This window comes from Aeromonas bivalvium (assembly GCF_000819765.1).
GTDB lineage: Bacteria > Pseudomonadota > Gammaproteobacteria > Enterobacterales > Aeromonadaceae > Aeromonas > Aeromonas bivalvium.
Window position 1 is genome coordinate 165,735 of record NZ_CDBT01000004.1, and the last position, 19,246, is coordinate 184,980.

The following is a 19,246-nucleotide window of genomic DNA, read 5'->3' on the forward strand; positions in this document are numbered from 1 at the left end:
CTGGGCTGGGCCCGAGTCAGGACGTCATCAGTTATCGCACAGGTTGCTCGGCATGTCGGTGCGCAGACGGGTCCACAGCTTGCCGGACTCTATCCCGTACTGGCGCACCGTCTGGTACACCTCTTCGTGATTCTTGGTCTCGGCCAGTTTCAGCAGTGTCTTGTAGTAGGCATCTGCGGTGGCACGGGCCTGGGTGTCGGAGAAGTAGTAGCGCCCCACCCGGCTATAGAGCCCTTTGAAGCCATTGAGGATCAGGGCGTAGATGGGGTTGCCGGAGGCGAAGGAGAGCTGATGGTGCAGACGGTAGTCAAATTCGGCATAGGCTTCGGCGCTGTTCTCCACTTCGTCGGCACACCGCAATATCTCTGCCGCCTGCTCCGGGTTGTTGCGGATCGCGCCCCGGATGAAGATGGTGCAGATGTTGGTGCGCGCCGACAGCAGCTGGGCCACCAGATCGGGCACCTTGTCCTGATCCAGGCGAGCCAGCGTCTCCAGAATGTTGAGTCCCGAGGTTTCCCAGAAGTTGTTGACCTTGGTCGGCTTGCCATGCTGTATGGTCAACCAGCCATCCCGGGCCAGACGTTGCAGCACTTCACGCAGCGTTGTGCGGGTCACACCGATTAATTCGGACAGCTCGCGCTCCGCCGGCAGTATGGATCCGGGGGGGAAGCGATTGTTCCAGATGGACTCGATGATATATTCCTCGGCAAACCCGGCTGGGCTCTGCGCTTTTATAACCATGAAGTGACTCGATTCTCGTGCGTAAAAAGGCTCCCGAATAATAGCAAAGCGAGGAGGTCTGGCAAGCAGAAGGTCGGTCCTCTGCTCACATAAACACGCAATTTTGTTACCAAATTGTATGTAAAACCACCAACCATCGAGTTCGAGACTCAGGATTGCCCCTTTTAATCCGCACCAGCCATGGGCAAGGCTCATTATGTAATTTATAGTTAGCCGCCCGTTTGATTAAAATCATGGGGGATCAAGCAAATAAGCGACAGCATCTTGGTATATGCCCACCTCAGGTTGTGGGTATGAACACAGCATCCAACCATAATTACTGAGACCCATTACTATGCCGATTAGTCTAGGGCAGGCCTTTGCGAAGAACTTTTTAGGGCATGCTCCTCACTGGTACAAGAGCGCCATCATTGCCTTCTTGATCATCAATCCCATCGCCTTTCATCTGGATCCCTTCTTTGCCGGCTGGTTATTGGTGGTGGAGTTTATCTTTACCCTGGCCATGGCCCTCAAGTGCTACCCGCTGCAACCGGGTGGCCTGCTCGCCATCGAAGCCGTGCTGATCGGCATGACCTCGGCCGAACAGGTCAAGCATGAGCTGGTGGCCAACATAGAAGTCCTGCTGCTGCTGGTCTTCATGGTGGCAGGCATCTATTTCATGAAGCAGTTGCTGCTCTATGTGTTCACCAAACTGCTGATCCGCATTCGCTCAAAGAGCCTGCTCTCCCTGGCGTTTTGCCTGGTGTCGGCCTTCCTGTCCGCCTTCCTGGATGCCCTGACCGTGATCGCCGTGGTGATCAGCGTCGCCACCGGTTTCTACGCCATCTATCACAAGGTCTCGTCGGGCAAGGAGTTTGGTCACGACCATGACCACACTGACGACCTGACCGTCGCCGAGCTCAACCGCCAGCATCTGGACGATTTTCGCGCCTTTTTGCGCAGCCTCATGATGCATGCCGCCATAGGTACCGCCCTCGGTGGCGTCTGCACCCTGGTCGGCGAGCCCCAGAACCTCATCATAGGGGAGCAGGCTGGCTGGCACTTTGGCGAGTTTGCCACCCGCATGTCGCCCGTGACCATTCCCGTGTTCTTCTGTGGCCTGCTCACCTGCGTACTGGTGGAAAAATGCCGCTGGTTCGGCTATGGCGCCCGCCTGCCCAACACGGTGCGCCGCATCCTGGAGGATTACAGCCGCTACGAAGATGAACGCCGCTCCCCCCAGGAGAAGGCCAAGCTCATCGTCCAGTCCCTCATCGCCGTCTGGTTGATCGTGGGTCTGGCCATGCACCTGGCCGCCGTCGGCCTCATCGGCCTGTCGGTCATCGTGCTGGCCACCTCCCTGACCGGGATCACCGAGGAGCATGCCCTCGGCAAGGCGTTCGAGGAAGCGCTGCCCTTCACCGCCCTGCTCGCCGTCTTCTTCAGCGTGGTGGCCGTCATCATCGATCAGCAACTGTTCAAACCTGTGATCCAGATGGTGCTCTCCGCCGATCCTGACGATCAGCTGGCCCTCTTCTATCTGGCCAACGGCCTGCTCTCCATGGTGAGTGACAACGTCTTCGTCGGCACCGTCTATATCAACGAGGTGAAGACGGCCCTGCTCAACAATGCCATCAGTCGGGATCAGTTCGACATGCTGGCGGTCGCCATCAACACAGGGACCAACCTGCCCTCCGTCGCGACCCCCAACGGTCAGGCCGCCTTCCTGTTCCTGCTCACCTCGGCCCTGGCCCCGCTGCTGCGTCTCTCCTACGGCCGCATGGTGTGGATGGCGCTCCCCTACACCCTGGTACTGGGGGGGGTCGGCTTCATCGCGGTGGAGTTCTTGCTCACTCCCCTCACCCACTGGTATTACGAACTGGGGTGGTTGATGCACCACTCCAGCGCCGCCAGCACAGTCCTGCCGCTGGCGCATTGAGCCAAGAGGGCCCCGGTGGGGCCCTTTTCTTTTATGGCTCGCTCTGCTCTAATCCGTTTCACCTTCCCCTTCAGGATCAATCAGATGATTGCATTTCTTCGCCATATCGCCTGCCAGCGCTGGGCCTGGGGGCTGCTCGCCGCCTCCGCCCTTTTCCTCGAGCTGTGCGCCCTCTTCTTCCAGCACATACTGGGACTGCACCCCTGTGTCATGTGCATCTATGAGCGCATCGCCATCCTGGGGGTGCTTGCCGCAGGCCTGACAGGCCTGGTCAATCCGCAGAAGTGGTACCTGCGCTGGAGCGCGCTGCTGCTGTGGGGCTTTAGCGCCGTACGGGGCCTGCAATTGGCGCTGCAACACGTGGATTATCAGCTCAACCCCTCCCCCTTCAACGTCTGCAGCCCCTATGCCGATTTTCCGAGCTGGCTGCCCCTCGACAGCTGGATCCCCTGGCTCTTCTTCCCGGATGGGGACTGCAGCGAGATCAGCTGGCAGTTCCTCGGCTTCTCCATGCCCCAGTGGCTGGTCGCCATCTTCGCCGCCTACCTGCTGGTGGCGACCGTGGTGATCATCGGCAACCTGGCCAGGGGACGCTGCTGCGACTGATGCGGCCACCCATCACCCAACGATGACAAAGAGGCGCCCATGGCGCCTCTTTTCATGGCCTTCCCAAGACCACGCCAGCCCTGTCAGCACCCCATGAAAAAGCCGCCCGAAGGCGGCTTTTTCATGGCATCCGTTACCCCAACAAGGCGTGGGTGAGGACAAAGAGCCCGCCGGACAACAACATGGTCAGCGGCAGAGTCAGCACCCAGGCCATCAATATGGTCTTGATGGTCTGGCTTTGCAGGCCGGAGCGATTGGCCACCATGGTCCCCGCCACCGCCGAGGAGAGAATATGGGTGGTGGAGACCGGCATCCCGGTCAGGCTGGCGATCCCTATCGAGGTCGCCGCCGTGATCTGGGCCGCTATCCCCTGGCTGTAGGTCATGCCGCTCGAGCCTATCTTCTCTCCCACCGTGTACACGATGCGCCGCCAGCCCACCATGGTGCCGCAGCCCAGGGCCAGGGCGATGGAGACGATGACCCAGGTCGGGGCATACTCGGCGGTCGAGGTCAGATCCTTGCGCCACTTGGCGAGATCGGTCAGCTCCTTGGCGGGCAGAGGCAGCTTGGTGGCCTTGCGGGCGGTGTCATCGACGCAGAGCAGCAGACGACGCACCTCGCGCCGCTCCTCCTGGCTCAGGCCATCATAACTGCGTACCTTGCCCAGCCGATCGTCCAGGGTCGCCATCACGGAGAGGGCGGCTCCCGCCTCGCAGTGACTCACGGGGGCATGATTCACCCGCACGGGACGCTGGAAGTCGATAAGCCCGGTCAGTACCCCCTGGTTGCGCTGATAGATCTCGGTGATGCGCCTGTTGGCATCCTGGGTCCTGTCTATGTCGTAGGGCCGGCTGCCCATGTCGAGGGCAAAGTAGGCGGGGGCCATGCAGATCAGCACCAGCATCACCAGGCCTATCCCCTTCTGGCCATCGTTGGAGCCGTGCACGAAGCTCACGCCCATGGCGGATGCCACCAGGGTCAGCCTTGCCCAGAAGGGCGGATGTTTCTTGCCATCCACCAGCAACCGCTCTTCCGGGGTCTTGTGGATCTTGCTGCCCAGCCATACCCGCTTGAGGGCGAGCAGCAGACCAGCCGCGATGATGAACCCCAGGGTGGGTGAAACGATGAGCGAAAGCATGATGTCGATGGCTTTGCTCACATTGATCCCTTGGGTCAGGGGCTGATCGTTGATCCAGGCGTAGGCACCGCCCACTCCCAGAATAGAGCCAATCAGGGTGTGGGAGCTGGAGGCCGGGATCCCGAAAAACCAGGTGCCCAGGTTCCAGACGATGGCCGAGAACAACAGGGAGAACACCATGATCAGACCCTGGCTCGAGTCCATGCCCAGCAGCAAGTCGATGGGCAGCAGATGAACGATGGCATAAGCCACCCCCAGGCCGCCGAGCATGACCCCGGCAAAGTTGAACAATCCTGAGGCCACCACCGCCATGTGGGCCGGCATGGCCTTGGTGTAGATCACGGTCGCCACCGCGTTGGCGGTATCGTGAAACCCATTGATGAACTCATACGCCAGCACAAAGAGCACCGCCAGCGTCAGACCGATGAACCACCACACACCCAAACCGTTAATCATTTCCAGCATAAAGACGAACCTGTTGATGAGTTGCGCCGGATTATGCTCAGTTGACTCGGGGGACAATAGCCATCACTGCAATATTTCAGTCATAAAAATAAAGGGTATTTTCCATAACCGGGCGCGAAACCAGGCGCCACGAGGCTATCAACAACTCGATAAAAAAAGGCCCTACATTGGCCTGTAGGGGCCATCTTTGGATGGTGCGAGCAAGATCGGCGATAGTGGCGCTATCGCGCGATAAAAATCGTAAAAAACCACTACTTTATTGCAAAAAATATCGGCAGGATGCGCGCCTGTTGCCGTCAATCTTCCGCCAGGAGAGACGCCCCCGGACCGGGGCCCCCATGCGCTGGCGAGGAGGCGCCACTGAATGCCCAGGCCTGCAAGGTCACTCGTCACGGCAGTGACAAAACGACAGTGACAAAAAAGGCGCCACGGGGGCGCCTCGAGCAACACGACAGGGGATCAGTCTTCACTGATGCGGCTCGCCACCGCCCCCTGCTGGCTCTTGTACTTGGCGTTCTCACGCTTGTTGTAGGGCCGGGCGGCGGGGCCAGAGAGCATCTCGAAGTTGAGTGCCCCTATCTTCATCTTGGGACGCAGCGCCAGCGGCAGCTTGCCGCCGTTGTAGAACTCCAGCACGATGCGGCCGGACCAGCCCGGATCGATCCGGTGCGCGGTCACATGCACCATGAGTCCGAGGCGTGCCAGGGAAGAGCGCCCATCGAGCCAGCCGACGATGTCGGCGGGCAGGGTCACGGATTCATAGGTCACCGCCAGGGCGAGCTGGCCCGGGTGCAGATAGAAGGCCTCGCCATCGGGAATATGGATCTCGTCGCTCATCACCCGATCGATGGCATCGGCCATCTCGCTGCCCGGGCCGCTCAGATCGATATACGGCGCCGTGTGGTCACGAAACACCCGAAACTCGTTGCCGAGCAGCACATCGACGCTGACTCCACTGATCCGCTCCACCCCGGGCCTGGGCTCGATGACAATCTTGCCCAGGTCCAGATGACGTTCGATATCGGTATCACAAAGACGCATTGCGCGACTCTCCTGACAAAAATGGCATGTAAAAAGAGCCGGGTCGTGACCCGGCTCCCTGATATGTGCTCAACCGACCAGCATGTGGCGGATGCGCGCCTTGAGCATGTCGATGGCGATGCGGTTCTTGCCGCCTCTGGGCACGATCACGTCGGCATATTGCTTGGACGGGTCGATAAACTGCAAGAACATGGGGCGCACCGTCTTCTGGTACTGCTTGAGCACGGAATCCATGGTACGACCCCGCTCCTGCACGTCACGCACCAGGCGACGCACCAGGCAGATGTCGAGGGGGGTATCCATGAAGATGGACGCATCCATCAGCTCACGCAGCCGGCTATCGGTCAGCAGCAGTATCCCTTCGAGGATGATCACCTTGCGGGGCGCGAAGTGACGGGTCTCGCTCATCCGGGTGTGTTCGGTGTAGGAGTACTGGGGGATCTCGACGCCACTGCCCTTGATCAGCTGCACCAGATGCTCCACCAACAGGCTGTGATCCATGGCGCTGGGGTGGTCATAGTTGGTCTTGACCCGCTCTTCCATGGTCAGATGGGTCTGATCCTTGTAGTAACAATCTTCGGAGATCACCCCGATCTCACCCGCCCCCAGTTCGGCCACCAGCTCTTCATAGATGGTCTGGGCGATGAGGCTCTTGCCGGACGCGGACGCCCCTGCAATGGCGATGATCACACACGAGTGTTGAGTATCAGACATGACAAATACCTAAAAAAGAAGCGCTGCGGGAAAGGTTTAAACCGATCCATTATATGGAAAAGGGGGGGAGCTGCCCACCCCAAATCCCCACCGAACCGCCAACCGCCGATTATTCATCCACCGCCAGGGTAAACAGGGGGGTCGCAATCGGTTTTCCGCTGAAATAGAGGGCGGACGCCACCCGCCTGGCCAGCTTCATGTAGATCTGTGCCAACTCCCCCTCGGGGGCGAAGAAGACGGTCGGGCAACCATCGTCCAGGTGCTGGCGGATGTCGATGTGCAGGGGAAGCTGGCCAAGCAGCTCCAGGTGATACTGCTCCGCCATCTTCTGGCCACCGCCCGTGCCAAACAGGGGTTCATGATGTCCACAGGCGCTGCACACGTGGTAGCTCATGTTCTCTATGATACCGAGCACGGGCACATTGACCTTGTTGAACATGGCGATCCCCTTGCGGGCATCGGCCAGGGCCACGTCCTGGGGGGTGGTGACGATGAGGGCCCCCGAGGTCGGCACCTGCTGGGCCAGGGTGAGCTGGATATCCCCTGTGCCCGGCGGCATGTCCACCACCAGATAGTCCAGCTCGCCCCAGCGGGTCTCGTGCAGGATCTGCGCCAGCGCCTTGCTCGCCATGGGGCCGCGCCAGATGGTGGCATCCTGCTCGGCCACCAGATAGCCGATGCTGTTGCTCTTGAGACCGCACGCCTCCACCGGCAACATGGTCTTGCCATCATGGCTGCTGGGGCGCTCCTGGCGCGAACCCAGCATGGTGGGAATGGAGGGGCCATAGATGTCCGCATCCAGGATGGCGACCCGCGCCCCCTCTTTTTGCAGCGCCAGCGCCAGATTGACCGCCGTGGTGGACTTGCCCACTCCCCCCTTGCCGGACGCCACCACCAGTATGTTGCGAATGCCCTGCACCGCATTGAGCTGCTGGGCGCGGGGCATGCTGGCCACCTCGATATCGCACTGCCACTCTATCTGCTGCGCGCCGGTCAGGGTGCGCAGTCTGGCGTCAAACTCTTCCTTGATCTGTTCAAACCAGGAGAGGCCGGCAAAGGGGAGCACCAGCCTGATCTGCAATGTCTGCTCCTGCTCGCTGACGGCGCGCACGAATCCGGCATCCACCAGATCCTTGCCCCACCCCATGGGTTTAAATTCGGCAAGTAGCTGTTTAACTGAATCAATCACCATGAAATCCCCATTCGACTGTCTTTATGCTGAGGGTGGCCAGGGCGCCCGATGCAAAAGGGCTGGCCCCGTGCCCATCCAGGGCCACAGACCTAGGCAGGCTGCCCCCAATTCGGGTAACATGCACCGCACTGTATCATCCCAACAGGCACATCAAGAACGTATTATGGCAACTGATCCCCGTACCATGCTGGTAACCTGCGCCCTCCCCTACGCCAATGGCTCCATTCACCTCGGCCACATGCTCGAACACATCCAGGCCGATATCTGGGTTCGTTATCAGCGAATGCGCGGCCATCAGGTGCATTTCATCTGTGCCGATGATGCCCATGGCACCCCCATCATGCTCAAGGCGCAGCAGATGGGCGTGACCCCGGAAGCGATGATCGCGGCCGTCTCCCAGGAGCATCAGACCGATTTTGCCGGTTTCAACATCAGCTTCGACAACTATCACTCCACCCACAGCGACGAGAACCGCGAGCTGGCGGAGCTGATCTACGGTCGTCTGAAGGCGGGTGGCTTCATCAAGGGCCGCACCATCACCCAGCTGTTCGATCCGGAAAAATCCATGTTCCTGCCGGACAGATTCGTCAAGGGTACCTGCCCCAAGTGCAAGTCCCCCGAGCAATACGGTGACAACTGCGACAGCTGCGGCGCCACCTACAGCCCGACCGAACTGATCGATCCCAAGTCCGCCGTCTCAGGCGCGACCCCTGTGATGAAGGATTCCGAACACTTCTTCTTCGATCTGCCCCAGTTCGAGCAGTGGCTCTCTGGCTGGGTGCGCAGCTCGGGCGCCATCCAGGAAGAGATGGCCAACAAGATGCAGGAGTGGTTCGAATCCGGCCTGCAGCAGTGGGACATCACCCGTGACGCCCCCTACTTCGGTTTCGAGATCCCCGGGGCACCGGGCAAGTACTTCTACGTCTGGCTCGATGCCCCCATCGGCTATATGGCGTCGTTCAAGAACCTGTGCAACAAGCGCGGCGATATCGACTTTGACAGCTACTGGCGCAAGGACTCCAGCGCCGAGCTCTATCACTTCATCGGCAAGGACATCGCCTACTTCCACTGCCTGTTCTGGCCCTCCATGCTGGAAGGGGCGGGTTTCCGCCAGCCGACCAAGGTGAACGTACACGGCTATGTAACCGTCAACGGCGCCAAGATGTCCAAGTCCAAGGGCACCTTCATCAAGGCCTCCACCTACCTCAATCACCTGGATCCCGAGTGCCTGCGTTACTACTACGCCGCCAAGCTCAACAGCCGCATCGACGATCTGGACCTGAACCTGGATGACTTCGTGGCCCGGGTCAATGCCGACGTGGTCAACAAGCTGGTCAACCTGGCGTCTCGCAATGCCGGCTTCATCGCCAAGCGTTTCGACGGCAAGCTGGCCGCCACCTGCACCGAACCCGAACTCTACGCCGAATTCGCGAGCGCCCGCGCGTCCATCAGCGAAGCCTACGAGACCCGCGAGTTCAGCCGCGCCATCCGCGAGATCATGGCCCTGGCCGACAAGGCCAACCGCTACGTGGACGACAAGGCTCCTTGGGTATTGGCCAAGAAAGAAGGCATGGATGACGAACTGCAGGCGGTCTGCTCCGTCGGCATCAACCTGTTCCGGGTGCTGATGGCCTACCTCAAGCCCGTCATGCCCAAGCTGGCCGAGCGCGCCGAAGCCTTCCTGGGGGAGACCCTCAGCTGGGACGGTATCGCCGCGCCCCTGGTCAACCACACCGTTGCCCCGTTCAAGGCCCTCTTCTCCCGCATCGAACCGGCCAGGATTGAGGCCATGATCGAGGCGTCCAAGGAAGATCTGGCCAAGGAGCAGGCACCGAAAGTGACCGGTCCCCTGGCGGACGACCCCATCAGTGACACCATCAGCTATGAGGATTTTGCCAAGATTGACCTGAGGGTGGCCCTCATCAAGAAGGCAGAAGCGGTACCGGAAGCGGACAAGCTGCTCAAGCTGCAACTCGATCTCGGCGGCGAGACCCGCCAGGTGTTCGCCGGCATCAAGTCCGCCTACAACCCGGAAGATCTGGAAGGCAAGCTGACCGTGATGGTGGCCAACCTGGCGCCGCGCAAGATGCGTTTCGGCATGTCCGAGGGCATGGTGCTGGCGGCGGGCCCGGGCGGCAAGGATCTCTGGATCCTGGAGCCCCAGGCTGGCGCCCAGCCTGGCATGCGGGTCAAGTGATCACGCCAGGGCAATAGCCATGAGATGACGAAGCGAGGGGCAGATGCCCCTCGCTTTTTTCATGCTTCCCCACGGCGCTCCCCGCTGGATGGTCGTGGGCCTCCTGTGCTACTCGTCCCCCTTGAGCATCAGCAGGCTGAGCCCCACCAGCTCGCCGCGCTGGCAGGAGAGCCGTTGCAACTGCCAGCGCCCCTTCTTGCGCAGGGCCCGCAACAGGCGCTGCTGCTTGGGGGTGCTCTTCTCCCGGCGCAGCCGCTTGTACCACTGCCGACCATCCTGCAACTGGCCGAGCTGCTCCTGCCAGCGTCCGAGCAGGGCGAGCCACTCGGGATCCCCCGCCCCCATGGCCACCAACAACTCGGTGCCATAACGAATCTGCTTTATCTCCAGCCTGACCTTGTGCCACTGACGCAGCAGCTTGTCGTTGCTGAGCTTGCGGGATTTGGCGCTCTGCTCATCCTCTATCCGGTTGAGCAGCAGGCTCAGGCGCAGCCCAAGCTGGAGCCGATACCAGGGCAGTGGATCGAAACCGGCCGGCACCTGCGCCACCCCATCGAGCCACTCATCGAGGGAAACCGCCAGCATGGGCACCCTGGGCTGCGCCTGTACCATGGCTTGGGACACCCTGCCCGCCTTGCTCTGCTCCTCGCTCCTGGCGCCGGTCCGCTTGTGGACGAACTGGCTGGCATAGACCTGCTCATCGCGCAGGGCAGAGAGGCGAGTCACCGCCTTTTGCAGCCGACGCTCCAGCCTGGGGTCATGGATGAGCGGGCGCCAGAGCGCCAACAGGGCATGGAGTCGACGGGCCGCGATGCGGTAGCCATGCACCTGCTCCATGTCGGCCTGCTGGCGCAGCGCCAGGGTCGAGGCCCAGTAGTGATTGATGAGGGTATGCGCCTGACCGAGCAGCCGCTCCCGCAAGGGGTCATCCATGAATCTCTCCTCTGCTTGTCCATGCTCGCCACCTCATCGGTCGGGATGGCGTCTAGTTGGTATGAAAGCCCGCTCGCACCTCTCCTTCATGGGGCTGGCATGAGATGTGACTCACCTCGGCGGTGCGGGGGCCATGTTCGAGCCAGCCGAGCATCATCTGGACCTGCTCGGCCGGGCCGCACAGCAGGACCTCCACCGAGCCATCCTCCAGGTTGTAGGCATGTCCCCTCAGTCCCAGTTGCAGGGCCCGCTCCTGGGTGAAATAGCGAAACCCCACCCCCTGAACCCGTCCAAACACCCGGACGGAAAACGCTTGCTCTCCCATTTATCACACCTTTCGCTTTAGCAATGAGACAGGAGGCCGATAGTGATGGCCGACACTCTCTGTTGTGCAGGATGCAAATACCATTATGAAAGAAGTTAAGTTTCGCTGGGTTGACCGCTATCTCATTCATCTCACCATCAGTGAAAAATTCCTCATCACCTTCTGGTGTCCGCTCATCTTCATCGCCCTGCTCTCCTGGTATCTGCTCAGCCATGGTCATGACAGACAGATGGAACTGCGCCTCGAGGCCCTCAAGAGCCGGGTCGAGACCACGGCGCAACTGGTGAGCCAGCAACCCAGCCTGAGCCTGCCAGCGGACTTGCGCCTTGGCGCGGCCAGCGCCCCTGGCCTGAGCGAGCAAGGGGGGATCTATCAGATCAGCGCCAGCGCCGGCCAGGCCGGTTACCTCACCGGAACCCTGGATGCCAGCCAGTTCTCCCCCTGGGATAACCAGGGCAGCACCCTCACCATCATAGCCCTGGTCGCCGCCCTGTTGGCGCTGGTGACCCACTATCTGATGACCTTCGTCTCCGGCGCCCTCTACTCCACCAACAAGGCGCTGCAGACCGTGGCCGATGGCGACCTGACCCATCGCCTCAACTTCTTTCCGGTACGGGACGAGTTCTCGGTATTGGCGGGCAGCATAGACAGGTTCACCGATCGCCAGCACAAGATAGTGCAACTGGTGGAGGAGTCTGCCGAGGCACTGGGTCTGGCCGCCGACGAGTTTCGCGACCATGCCAGCGAGGGGGAATCCCTCGCCATGGCCCAGCGCCAGCACATGGACTCCCTGGCCGCCGCCATGGAGCAGATGTCTGCGGCGATCCGCGAAGTGGCACGCAACGCCAACGACTCCCTGAGCCAGACCCGCCAATCGAGCGAAGAGGCGGCCCAGGGGGCAGACAGGGTGGCGCGCACCATTTCGGCCATCACCACCCTCGCCACCGAGATTGGCAATGCCTCCGGCGCCGTGGAGCGGTTGACCCACAACGCCAATCGCATCAACGAGGTGATCGCCGTCATCAACGCCATCTCCCAGCAGACCAACCTGCTGGCCCTCAACGCCGCCATCGAGGCCGCCCGCGCCGGGGAGCAGGGTCGCGGCTTCGCGGTGGTGGCCGACGAGGTGCGCACCCTGGCCAGCCGCACCCAGCAGGCCACGGTGGAGATCCAGCAGATGATAGAGGAGCTGCAGGGGGGCACCAACGCCCTCAACGACATCATGGAGAAGACGGTCGAGCGGGCCGAGCACAGCCAGCGCCTCATCAGCGAGGTGGGCCTGGATATCGACAAACTCAGCCACCACAGCAGCGCCGTGCTGGAGATGAGCACCCAGATAGCCACCGCCTCCGAGCAGCAGAGCTCGGTGGCCGAGGAGATCAGCCGCAACCTGGATCAGGTGCGCAGCGAGGCGGGTCAGGTGGAAGAATCCGCCAGTGCCGCCGTGGCGGGCACCCAGGGTCTCAAGGGCACCGCCAGCGAACTGGCCCAGGCCCTGCGTGGTCTCAAGATCTGAGGCTGGACCTCAGTGCGACGTTTTCTTTGAGTTTTCAGGAGGGGCCACATAGAATGTGGCCCCTTTTCTTTCGACCATCTGGCAACTCCCATGAGCGCTTCCATCTATCTCGTCAAAGGCCGCGAAAAATCCCTGCTGCGCCGTCACCCCTGGATCTTCTCCAAGGGGATCGACAAGGTGCAGGGCCACCCCATCGATGGCGATACCGTCGAGATCTACTCAAACGATGGCAAGTGGCTCGCCCGCGGCGCCTGGTCCGGCAGCTCCCAGATCCGTGCCCGGGTCTGGACCTTCGACAAGGACGAAACCGTCGATCTCGACTTCTTTATCCGTCGCCTCAAGTATGCCCAGGAGTCACGGGACCCGCTGATCAAGCGTCAGGGCCTCACCGGCTATCGCCTGTGCGCCGCCGAATCCGACGGCCTGCCGGGCCTGACCATAGACCGTTACGCCGATTTCCTGGTGTGCCAGATCCTCTCTGCCGGTGCCGAGTTCCAGCGGGACCTCATCACCCAGGCCCTGCGTACCCTCTACCCCGAGTGCAGCATCTATGAGCGCTCCGACGTGGCGGTGCGCAAGAAGGAAGGGCTCAAAGAGCGCACCGGCGTCATCCATGGCGAGACCCCGACCGAGCCTGTGGTGATCGAGGAGAACGGCGGCGTCAAGATCCTGGTGGACATCCGCAACGGCCACAAGACCGGCTTCTATCTGGATCAGCGGGACAACCGCCAGGCCGCCGCCAAGTACACCGAAGGCAAGCGGGTGCTCAACTGCTTCTGCTACACCGGCGGCTTTGGCGTCTATGCCCTCAAGGGCGGCGCCCGTGAGGTGGTCAACGTCGATCTCTCCCAGAATGCCCTGGACATAGCCCGCCAGAACGCCGAGCTCAATGGTCTGGATACCAGCACCACCCAGTTCGTGCGCCACGACGTGTTCAAGCTGCTGCGGGAATACCGGGAGAAGGGCGAGAAGTTCGATGTCATCGTGCTGGATCCGCCGAAATTTGCCGAGAGCAAGGCCCAGCTGCTGGGTGCCTGTCGCGGCTACAAGGACATCAACATGCTGGCGTTCCAGCTGCTGGCGCCGGGTGGTGTGCTCTTGACCTACTCCTGCTCCGGCCTGATGGAGCAGAGCCTGTTCCAGAAGATAGTGGCCGATGCGGCCCTCGATGCCGGTCGCGATGCCCAGATCCTGGAGCTGCTCTCCCAGGCTTCCGATCACCCCATCGGCACCGCCTACCCGGAAGGCTTCTACCTCAAGGGGCTGGTGGTGCGCGCCCGCTGATCCTGGCGACGACACCAATCTGCATTGCATGAATGTCGCCAATAAAAAGGCCGCCCAACAGGCGGCCTTTTCGTTATCGGTTGTATCAACGACGGGCGATCTCCCTTGCAAGGGCCTGATCCAGCCGTTGCAACAAGACACCACCAGCATCCTCATCGATCCGCATCACGCCCAACGCCACGGCGTCGCTCGCCGAGAGACGTCCCGCCAGCAAGGCATCAATAGCAGCCTCGCTCAGCAGCACCACCCTGTCACCCTCGACGGGCCCCTGAGTGTGACTCTGCAACAACAGCGTCTGTTTGCCCCTCAACCTGGACCAGAGCCCTGAATCCACCAGCAGAATGGACACATTGCCCGGAATACCAGTCGTTTTCAGACTCGCTCTCAGTTGATTGAGCCACTGGTAGCTGCGGGAAAACCCCTCCTTGCCCATGATGGCGGGGATGGGGTTCAGCTTGTCCGTCGAGATGGCTGCCGAGGTCGCCATTGCGATGTCCAACGAGCCTGGCCAACTGAGCTGGAAGGGATTATCCCAGGCCATGTCATAGCCGCAAGCCCTGGTCGTGGGGGAAGCCCCCAGGACCAGGGCGCAGAGCAGGAGTCGAGCTAATGGCTTGATCATGGGGTAACGATGTTGAACCAGAACTCGAAGTTGTCCAGATAGCTGAGCACTTCCTTGAGTTTATCGGCATTGCCGTTGATCTTAATGTCCCCTGCAGCCACCGCCTGTTCGAAGGTGGTCTGCTTGAGCAGCAGGTTATTGAGCACATCGCGCGAGAGCGTGATGGTCGCATCGGCCTTATCGTCCTGGGCATTGGCGGTGTTGTTGAGCACACCATTTTCCAGCTCGATCTTGTACTTACCTCCCTGATCCCCGAAGTCGAAGTTCAGCACCGCATGGGCATTGCCCGCCTTTTCACTGTTCAGACGCACTGCCAGGTAGTCAAAGAACATATCCAGTGACATGGCACGCACCGTATCCGGGCTGGCGGTATTCGGGGTAGCCAACTGCTTGACACCACCACGCAGCTCCTTGGCACCGGTCAGGTAGAAGTTGCGCCACGGGCCGGATTCGGCCTGATAACCCATTTGTTCGAGGGCATCGGCTTCCAGGGCGCGAGCCGCCTGGTTATCCGGATCGGCAAACACCACTTTGCTCACGACCTGAGCCACCCAGCGATAATTGCCTTGAGCAAAATCCTCTTTCGCTTTTTTCAGGATATTGTCGGCACCGCCCATGTAATCGACATACTTCTTGGCGGCCTCCACCGGCGGCAGCTCATCCAGGGTCGCCGGGTTACCGTCAAACCAGCCCAGATAGAGCACATAGGTCGCCTTGACGTTGTGGCTGATGGAGCCATAGTAGCCCCGGCTTGACCAGGTGTTGGCCAGGTTGTCCGGCAGCTTGAACTTGGCGGCGATTTCGTCACGGGTATAGCCGTGGTTGATCATCCGCAGGGTTTCATCGTTGATAAAGCGATAGAGGTCACGCTGGGACTTGAGCAGTGTCGTGACCTCCTCGTTCCCCCAGGTAGGCCAGTGGTGCTGGGCGAAGATCACCTCAGCCTTGTCGCCCCACATGGTCAGGGCCTGATTCAGGTATTTGGACCAGGGCAGCGGCTCACGGATCTTGGCGCCACGCAGGGAGTAGGTGTTATGCAGGGTATGGGTGGCATCTTCGGCCGCAGAGATGGCCTTCTTCTCTTCGATGTACCAGAGCATCTCGGCTGGCGCTTCGGAGCCCGGTGCCATCATGAACTCATAGGTCAGGCCATCGATACTCTCTTTCTGACCCGTCTTGGTGATGTAATTCGTTGGCGCAATCAGGGTCACGGTACCGGCGGACGTGGTGGTACCAAGCCCGGCCCCCACCTGCCCCTTGGCATCAGGCGGCAGCAGGTTGCCATACATGTAGCTGGCGCGGCGACTCATGGCGTTGCCTGCCATGATGTTTTCGGCTACGGCCGCCTCCATGAAGCCCTCGGGGGCATAGACCTTGACCTTGCCGGACTTGACGTCCTCTTCATTGACTACCCCTTTGACGCCGCCATAGTGGTCGACGTGGCTGTGGGTGTAGATCACGGCCTTGACCGGTTTGTTGCCGCGATGCTTGTAGTAGAGATCCAGACCAATTTTGGATGTCTCCGCCGAAATCAAGGGATCCACTATGGTGATGCCATCCTTGCCTTCGATGATGGTCATGTTGGACAGATCGAGGTTGCGCACCTGGTAAATGCCATCCGTGACCTCAAACAGACCACTGATGTTGATCAACTGCGACTGACGCCAGAGGCTGGGGTTGACGCTATCGGGTGCCTTGTCCCCCTCCTTGATGAAAGCGTATTTGGTCGGATCCCAGATCACATTGCCTTGCTCGCCCTTGATCACTGCATCTGGCAGCGCGGCGATAAAGCCTTTGTGGGCATTGGTGAAATCTGTCTTGTTGGCGAAAGGGAGCTGCTTGTAGAGAGCATCATTGGCCGCTTTGGTCGCTGTCGTCGCCTCTTTGGGGCTCTCTTGAGCAAAGCCTGGCATGGCCACGGTGACGAGCATACCCGCCAATGCAACACTCTTGGCAATCTGGGTCAGTCTCATGCATGAATCCTCAATTGGTTAACCTGTTTGTTGTCCGTACCAATACGAGTTGGTAACGAAATGATAACGGCGCAACCAATATAGTGAACTGGAATCGATTGACAACCCTTTGTTTACATTAACTTATCGTTTTATCACTCTATGGTGCTGGGCCTTCGTCATAAAATGACGCCGACAACCCCCACTAAGTCCATGAGCAAGGCTCATCTCAGTCACGGGCCGGCGCCCCCAGGGGGAAGTAGTGGCGATAGGGCCGTGCCTCATCCACCACCCGGACTATGGAGGGGTGACCCAGCAGACGGGCACGGTAGGCACACAGCCTGGTGAGTGAGTGCGGGATCTCATGAGCCCAGTCGGCATAGAAGAGCGAAGGGGCGGCGGCACAATCGGCCAGAGTGAACGCCTCCCCTGCTGCCCAGGTGCGTCCGGCGAGGCGCTGGTCCAGCCAGGGGTAGATCTTGTCCAGCAGCTCCCGGGCCTGGGCGACGCCGTAACCATCGTGATCCCCCGACGGGCGCATCCTGTCGTGGACCATCTTCTGCATGGGCGTCATCACATAGTTGTCGAACAGACGATCGAGCATATGAACCTCGATCCCCGCCTCCCCCTCAGGCACCAGGCAATGGGGACCGGGATGGGCCCATTGGAGATATTCGATGATGGTGCTGCTCTCAAACAGGACTCGCCCCTGATCCACCAGCACCGGAAAGCGCTTGAGGGGCCAGAGGCTGGCCAGCTCCGCCTTCACCGTCGCCGCCTCCAGGTTGAGGTAGTCGAACGAGATCTCATTCTGGTAGAGGGCGATCAACACCTTCTGACTGTAGGACGAAAAGGGATGGGCATAGAGTTTCATCGGGCGGGCTCCTTGTGATCAGATGGGCGATATCCCTAGTCTAGATCCCCTCTTCACCTTCGATGCAGCGCTTATTCCGTGCTGGTTTTTGGATGATAAATGCACATTCATGACGAAAATCACACCCATATGACTCTCATTTTGTTACCTTGATCCCGCCTGTGACCGCCACGAGTCGAGGCTGCGGGCCCAGGGCCTGCACAACAACAAAATCGATGTCAGGCCAAGCTGAACATCGCAAGGGTCCCAACATGAATCAATCATTGCCACTGTTGACGCCGCTGCGGGGCATCGCTGCCCTGATGGTGGTGCTGTTCCACGCCCGCCTGCTGCTCTTTCCACAGTGGATGGAGTCCATCGCTGGCCACACCCAGCTCATCGAGAACGGCTACCTCTGGGTCGATCTCTTCTTCATCCTGAGCGGGCTGGTGCTGGCCCACGTCTATGGCAAAACCTTCACAGACTCCCACCGCCGCACCGTCGGCTACGGCCGCTTCCTCTGGCTGCGGTTGACCCGGGTCTACCCCCTCTATCTCGTCACCCTGTTGCTGCTGGTAGGCTGGGAACTTTACAAGGCCCGGCACGGGGTGGGCTTCTACGCCGGCCCCCTGTTCAAGATGTGGGAGTGGGAAGGGATGGCTCCCTTCGGTTCCCCCTTCACCCCAATCGAGGCGCTGCCGAGCGCCTTCCTGCTGTTGCAGGTGGTGACGGATCAGGGGCTGACCTGGAACTTCGCCGCCTGGTCCCTCAGCGTGGAGTGGATAAGCTATCTGCTGTTCCCGCTGCTCATTCCGCTCGCGGTGACCCGCAGCCGCTGGAGTCACCTCGCTCCCCTGCTGGCGCTGACGGTACTGGCCTTTATCGTGTACAGCCGCGGCACCCTGGATGTCACCAGCGGCGCGCTGGCGGTGGGACGAGGGGTGAGTGAATTCGTGCTAGGACTCTGGCTGCTGCCCAGGGTCAAGACCGCCCGCCAGTGGCCCATGATGCAGCGGGACCTGCCACTGCTGCTCGCCTTTGTGCTGCCCTTCGTGCTGATGCAATTCACCATGACGCCGCCACTGACCCTGCTGCTGATCGGTGCCTACGTGTTGCTCATCTGGATTGCGGCTGCCCAAGGGAAGCGCCAGAGCCCGCTGCTGCGCCTGCTGGACAATCGTTTCACCAACTGGCTGGGGGATCTCTCCTACTCCATCTACCTGCTCCATGCCCTGGTGCTGCTCATCGGTTGTGAACTGATCCACTACCTGGCGCCCGAGTTCACCACATGGTGGTATGGCCAGACCGACCCGCTGTTGGGGGTGGTGGCGACCCTGCTGATGCTGGGGGTACTGATCGCGCTTTCGGCGGTGAGCTACCACCTCTTTGAGCGGCCACTGCAGCGGCGCCTGCGCCGCGTTGGCCAGGCCCGCCAACCGGCGCTGGAGCAGGCCCTGTGATGGGCTGAGTCCAAACAGCCTGGCCGGTTAACGCCGTTTATCCAGGCTGTTCTTGACCCAGCCCCCGGGATGCTGGTCAATACCGAGGCGGGGGAGTCATCCACTGCCTCGGTGTTATCCAGCATGCCTCGAATGCTCGACACAGGATGCGTGGGGCGCCTGACTCCCACAAGGGCCTGCTTCCGTCACTGGAGGCAAGCATCTGCCGTGATGGGATGATTGACCCCGGCATGATGTCCACTCGAACGCCTTGTGATGTGCCATCCATGACCCGTTTCTTGCGATAACC

The 19,246-nt window shown here is 60.7% G+C and carries 16 protein-coding genes; 6 read left to right on the plus strand and 10 right to left on the minus strand.

Features of this window, described 5'->3' with window-relative positions; genetic code table 11:
* Window positions 1-27: 27 nt before the first annotated feature.
* Entirely contained in the window at window positions 28-741 is a 714-nt protein-coding gene (gene fadR, locus BN1119_RS00945) for a fatty acid metabolism transcriptional regulator FadR (RefSeq protein WP_041992520.1), read from the minus strand.
* Window positions 742-1,075: 334 nt separating this feature from the next.
* Between fadR and nhaB the strand changes: the two genes are divergently transcribed.
* Both nhaB and dsbB read left to right on the plus strand, forming a co-directional pair.
* Entirely contained in the window at window positions 1,076-2,659 is a 1,584-nt protein-coding gene (nhaB, locus tag BN1119_RS00950) for a Na(+)/H(+) antiporter NhaB (RefSeq protein ID WP_041992523.1), read from the plus strand.
* An 84-nt stretch (window positions 2,660-2,743) separates the two neighbouring features.
* On the plus strand, window positions 2,744-3,265 hold the full coding sequence (dsbB, locus tag BN1119_RS00955) for a disulfide bond formation protein DsbB (RefSeq protein ID WP_041992526.1): 522 nt from the start codon (window positions 2,744-2,746) through the stop codon (window positions 3,263-3,265).
* A 133-nt stretch (window positions 3,266-3,398) separates the two neighbouring features.
* Here the strand turns inward: dsbB and BN1119_RS00960 are convergent, their stop codons facing one another.
* The 4 genes from BN1119_RS00960 to apbC form a co-directional block, all read right to left on the minus strand.
* A complete protein-coding gene (locus BN1119_RS00960; RefSeq protein WP_041992529.1) occupies window positions 3,399-4,868 on the minus strand; it encodes an inorganic phosphate transporter in 1,470 nt (489 codons plus the stop codon).
* 459 nt (window positions 4,869-5,327) lie between these two features.
* Window positions 5,328-5,909, minus strand: coding sequence for a dCTP deaminase (gene dcd, locus BN1119_RS00965; protein ID WP_041992532.1), 582 nt, complete (start codon window positions 5,907-5,909; stop codon window positions 5,328-5,330).
* Between the two features lie 69 nt (window positions 5,910-5,978).
* On the minus strand, window positions 5,979-6,623 hold the full coding sequence (gene udk / locus BN1119_RS00970) for a uridine kinase (RefSeq protein ID WP_041992535.1): 645 nt from the start codon (window positions 6,621-6,623) through the stop codon (window positions 5,979-5,981).
* A 109-nt stretch (window positions 6,624-6,732) separates the two neighbouring features.
* Complete coding sequence (gene apbC / locus BN1119_RS00975; protein WP_041992538.1) at window positions 6,733-7,815, minus strand: iron-sulfur cluster carrier protein ApbC; 1,083 nt, start codon at window positions 7,813-7,815, stop codon at window positions 6,733-6,735.
* Between the two features lie 163 nt (window positions 7,816-7,978).
* On the opposite strand from apbC, the gene metG reads away from it, so the two are divergent.
* The gene (gene metG, locus BN1119_RS00980) at window positions 7,979-10,012 is read left to right on the plus strand and encodes a methionine--tRNA ligase (RefSeq protein ID WP_041992542.1); all 2,034 of its coding nucleotides are present in this window, start codon (window positions 7,979-7,981) and stop codon (window positions 10,010-10,012) included.
* A 108-nt stretch (window positions 10,013-10,120) separates the two neighbouring features.
* Here the strand turns inward: metG and BN1119_RS00985 are convergent, their stop codons facing one another.
* Together BN1119_RS00985 and yccX are read right to left on the minus strand one after the other, a co-directional pair.
* A complete protein-coding gene (locus BN1119_RS00985; protein ID WP_041992545.1) occupies window positions 10,121-10,945 on the minus strand; it encodes a CHAD domain-containing protein in 825 nt (274 codons plus the stop codon).
* Window positions 10,946-10,997: 52 nt separating this feature from the next.
* Window positions 10,998-11,270 (minus strand): acylphosphatase, encoded by a 273-nt coding sequence (yccX, locus tag BN1119_RS00990; RefSeq protein WP_041992547.1) that lies wholly within the window; start codon window positions 11,268-11,270, stop codon window positions 10,998-11,000.
* 85 nt (window positions 11,271-11,355) lie between these two features.
* Here yccX and BN1119_RS00995 point away from each other — a divergent pair, with 85 nt between their 5' ends.
* A complete protein-coding gene (locus tag BN1119_RS00995) occupies window positions 11,356-12,786 on the plus strand; it encodes a methyl-accepting chemotaxis protein (RefSeq protein WP_041992550.1) in 1,431 nt (476 codons plus the stop codon).
* 90 nt (window positions 12,787-12,876) lie between these two features.
* On the plus strand, window positions 12,877-14,070 hold the full coding sequence (locus BN1119_RS01000) for a class I SAM-dependent methyltransferase (protein WP_041992553.1): 1,194 nt from the start codon (window positions 12,877-12,879) through the stop codon (window positions 14,068-14,070).
* 85 nt (window positions 14,071-14,155) lie between these two features.
* On the opposite strand, the gene BN1119_RS01005 is transcribed toward BN1119_RS01000, so the two are convergent.
* The 3 genes from BN1119_RS01005 to BN1119_RS01015 form a co-directional block, all read right to left on the minus strand.
* The gene (locus BN1119_RS01005) at window positions 14,156-14,557 is read right to left on the minus strand and encodes a hypothetical protein (protein WP_244463656.1); all 402 of its coding nucleotides are present in this window, start codon (window positions 14,555-14,557) and stop codon (window positions 14,156-14,158) included.
* A gap of 131 nt (window positions 14,558-14,688) precedes the next feature.
* Window positions 14,689-16,665 carry an alkyl/aryl-sulfatase gene (locus BN1119_RS01010; RefSeq protein WP_041992559.1) on the minus strand — a complete coding sequence of 659 codons (1,977 nt, stop codon included), beginning with the start codon at window positions 16,663-16,665 and terminating at the stop codon, window positions 14,689-14,691.
* Window positions 16,666-16,873: 208 nt separating this feature from the next.
* On the minus strand, window positions 16,874-17,518 hold the full coding sequence (locus tag BN1119_RS01015; RefSeq protein ID WP_041992562.1) for a glutathione S-transferase family protein: 645 nt from the start codon (window positions 17,516-17,518) through the stop codon (window positions 16,874-16,876).
* A gap of 251 nt (window positions 17,519-17,769) precedes the next feature.
* Between BN1119_RS01015 and BN1119_RS01020 the strand changes: the two genes are divergently transcribed.
* Entirely contained in the window at window positions 17,770-18,957 is a 1,188-nt protein-coding gene (locus BN1119_RS01020; protein WP_041992566.1) for an acyltransferase family protein, read from the plus strand.
* The last annotated feature ends 289 nt before the right edge of the window (window positions 18,958-19,246 follow it).

Coding starts and splice junctions, on each gene's coding strand:
- BN1119_RS01010 (WP_041992559.1), bottom strand. CDS start 16,665: ATGAGACTGACCCAGATTGCCAAGAGTGTTGCATTGGCGGGTATGCTC.
- apbC (WP_041992538.1), bottom strand. CDS start 7,815: ATGGTGATTGATTCAGTTAAACAGCTACTTGCCGAATTTAAACCCATG.
- BN1119_RS01000 (WP_041992553.1), top strand. CDS start 12,877: ATGAGCGCTTCCATCTATCTCGTCAAAGGCCGCGAAAAATCCCTGCTG.
- yccX (WP_041992547.1), bottom strand. CDS start 11,270: ATGGGAGAGCAAGCGTTTTCCGTCCGGGTGTTTGGACGGGTTCAGGGG.
- fadR (WP_041992520.1), bottom strand. CDS start 741: ATGGTTATAAAAGCGCAGAGCCCAGCCGGGTTTGCCGAGGAATATATC.
- BN1119_RS01005 (WP_244463656.1), bottom strand. CDS start 14,557: ATGGCGACCTCGGCAGCCATCTCGACGGACAAGCTGAACCCCATCCCC.
- BN1119_RS00985 (WP_041992545.1), bottom strand. CDS start 10,945: ATGGATGACCCCTTGCGGGAGCGGCTGCTCGGTCAGGCGCATACCCTC.
- udk (WP_041992535.1), bottom strand. CDS start 6,623: ATGTCTGATACTCAACACTCGTGTGTGATCATCGCCATTGCAGGGGCG.
- BN1119_RS01015 (WP_041992562.1), bottom strand. CDS start 17,518: ATGAAACTCTATGCCCATCCCTTTTCGTCCTACAGTCAGAAGGTGTTG.
- dsbB (WP_041992526.1), top strand. CDS start 2,744: ATGATTGCATTTCTTCGCCATATCGCCTGCCAGCGCTGGGCCTGGGGG.
- BN1119_RS01020 (WP_041992566.1), top strand. CDS start 17,770: ATGAATCAATCATTGCCACTGTTGACGCCGCTGCGGGGCATCGCTGCC.
- BN1119_RS00960 (WP_041992529.1), bottom strand. CDS start 4,868: ATGCTGGAAATGATTAACGGTTTGGGTGTGTGGTGGTTCATCGGTCTG.
- dcd (WP_041992532.1), bottom strand. CDS start 5,909: ATGCGTCTTTGTGATACCGATATCGAACGTCATCTGGACCTGGGCAAG.
- metG (WP_041992542.1), top strand. CDS start 7,979: ATGGCAACTGATCCCCGTACCATGCTGGTAACCTGCGCCCTCCCCTAC.
- nhaB (WP_041992523.1), top strand. CDS start 1,076: ATGCCGATTAGTCTAGGGCAGGCCTTTGCGAAGAACTTTTTAGGGCAT.
- BN1119_RS00995 (WP_041992550.1), top strand. CDS start 11,356: ATGAAAGAAGTTAAGTTTCGCTGGGTTGACCGCTATCTCATTCATCTC.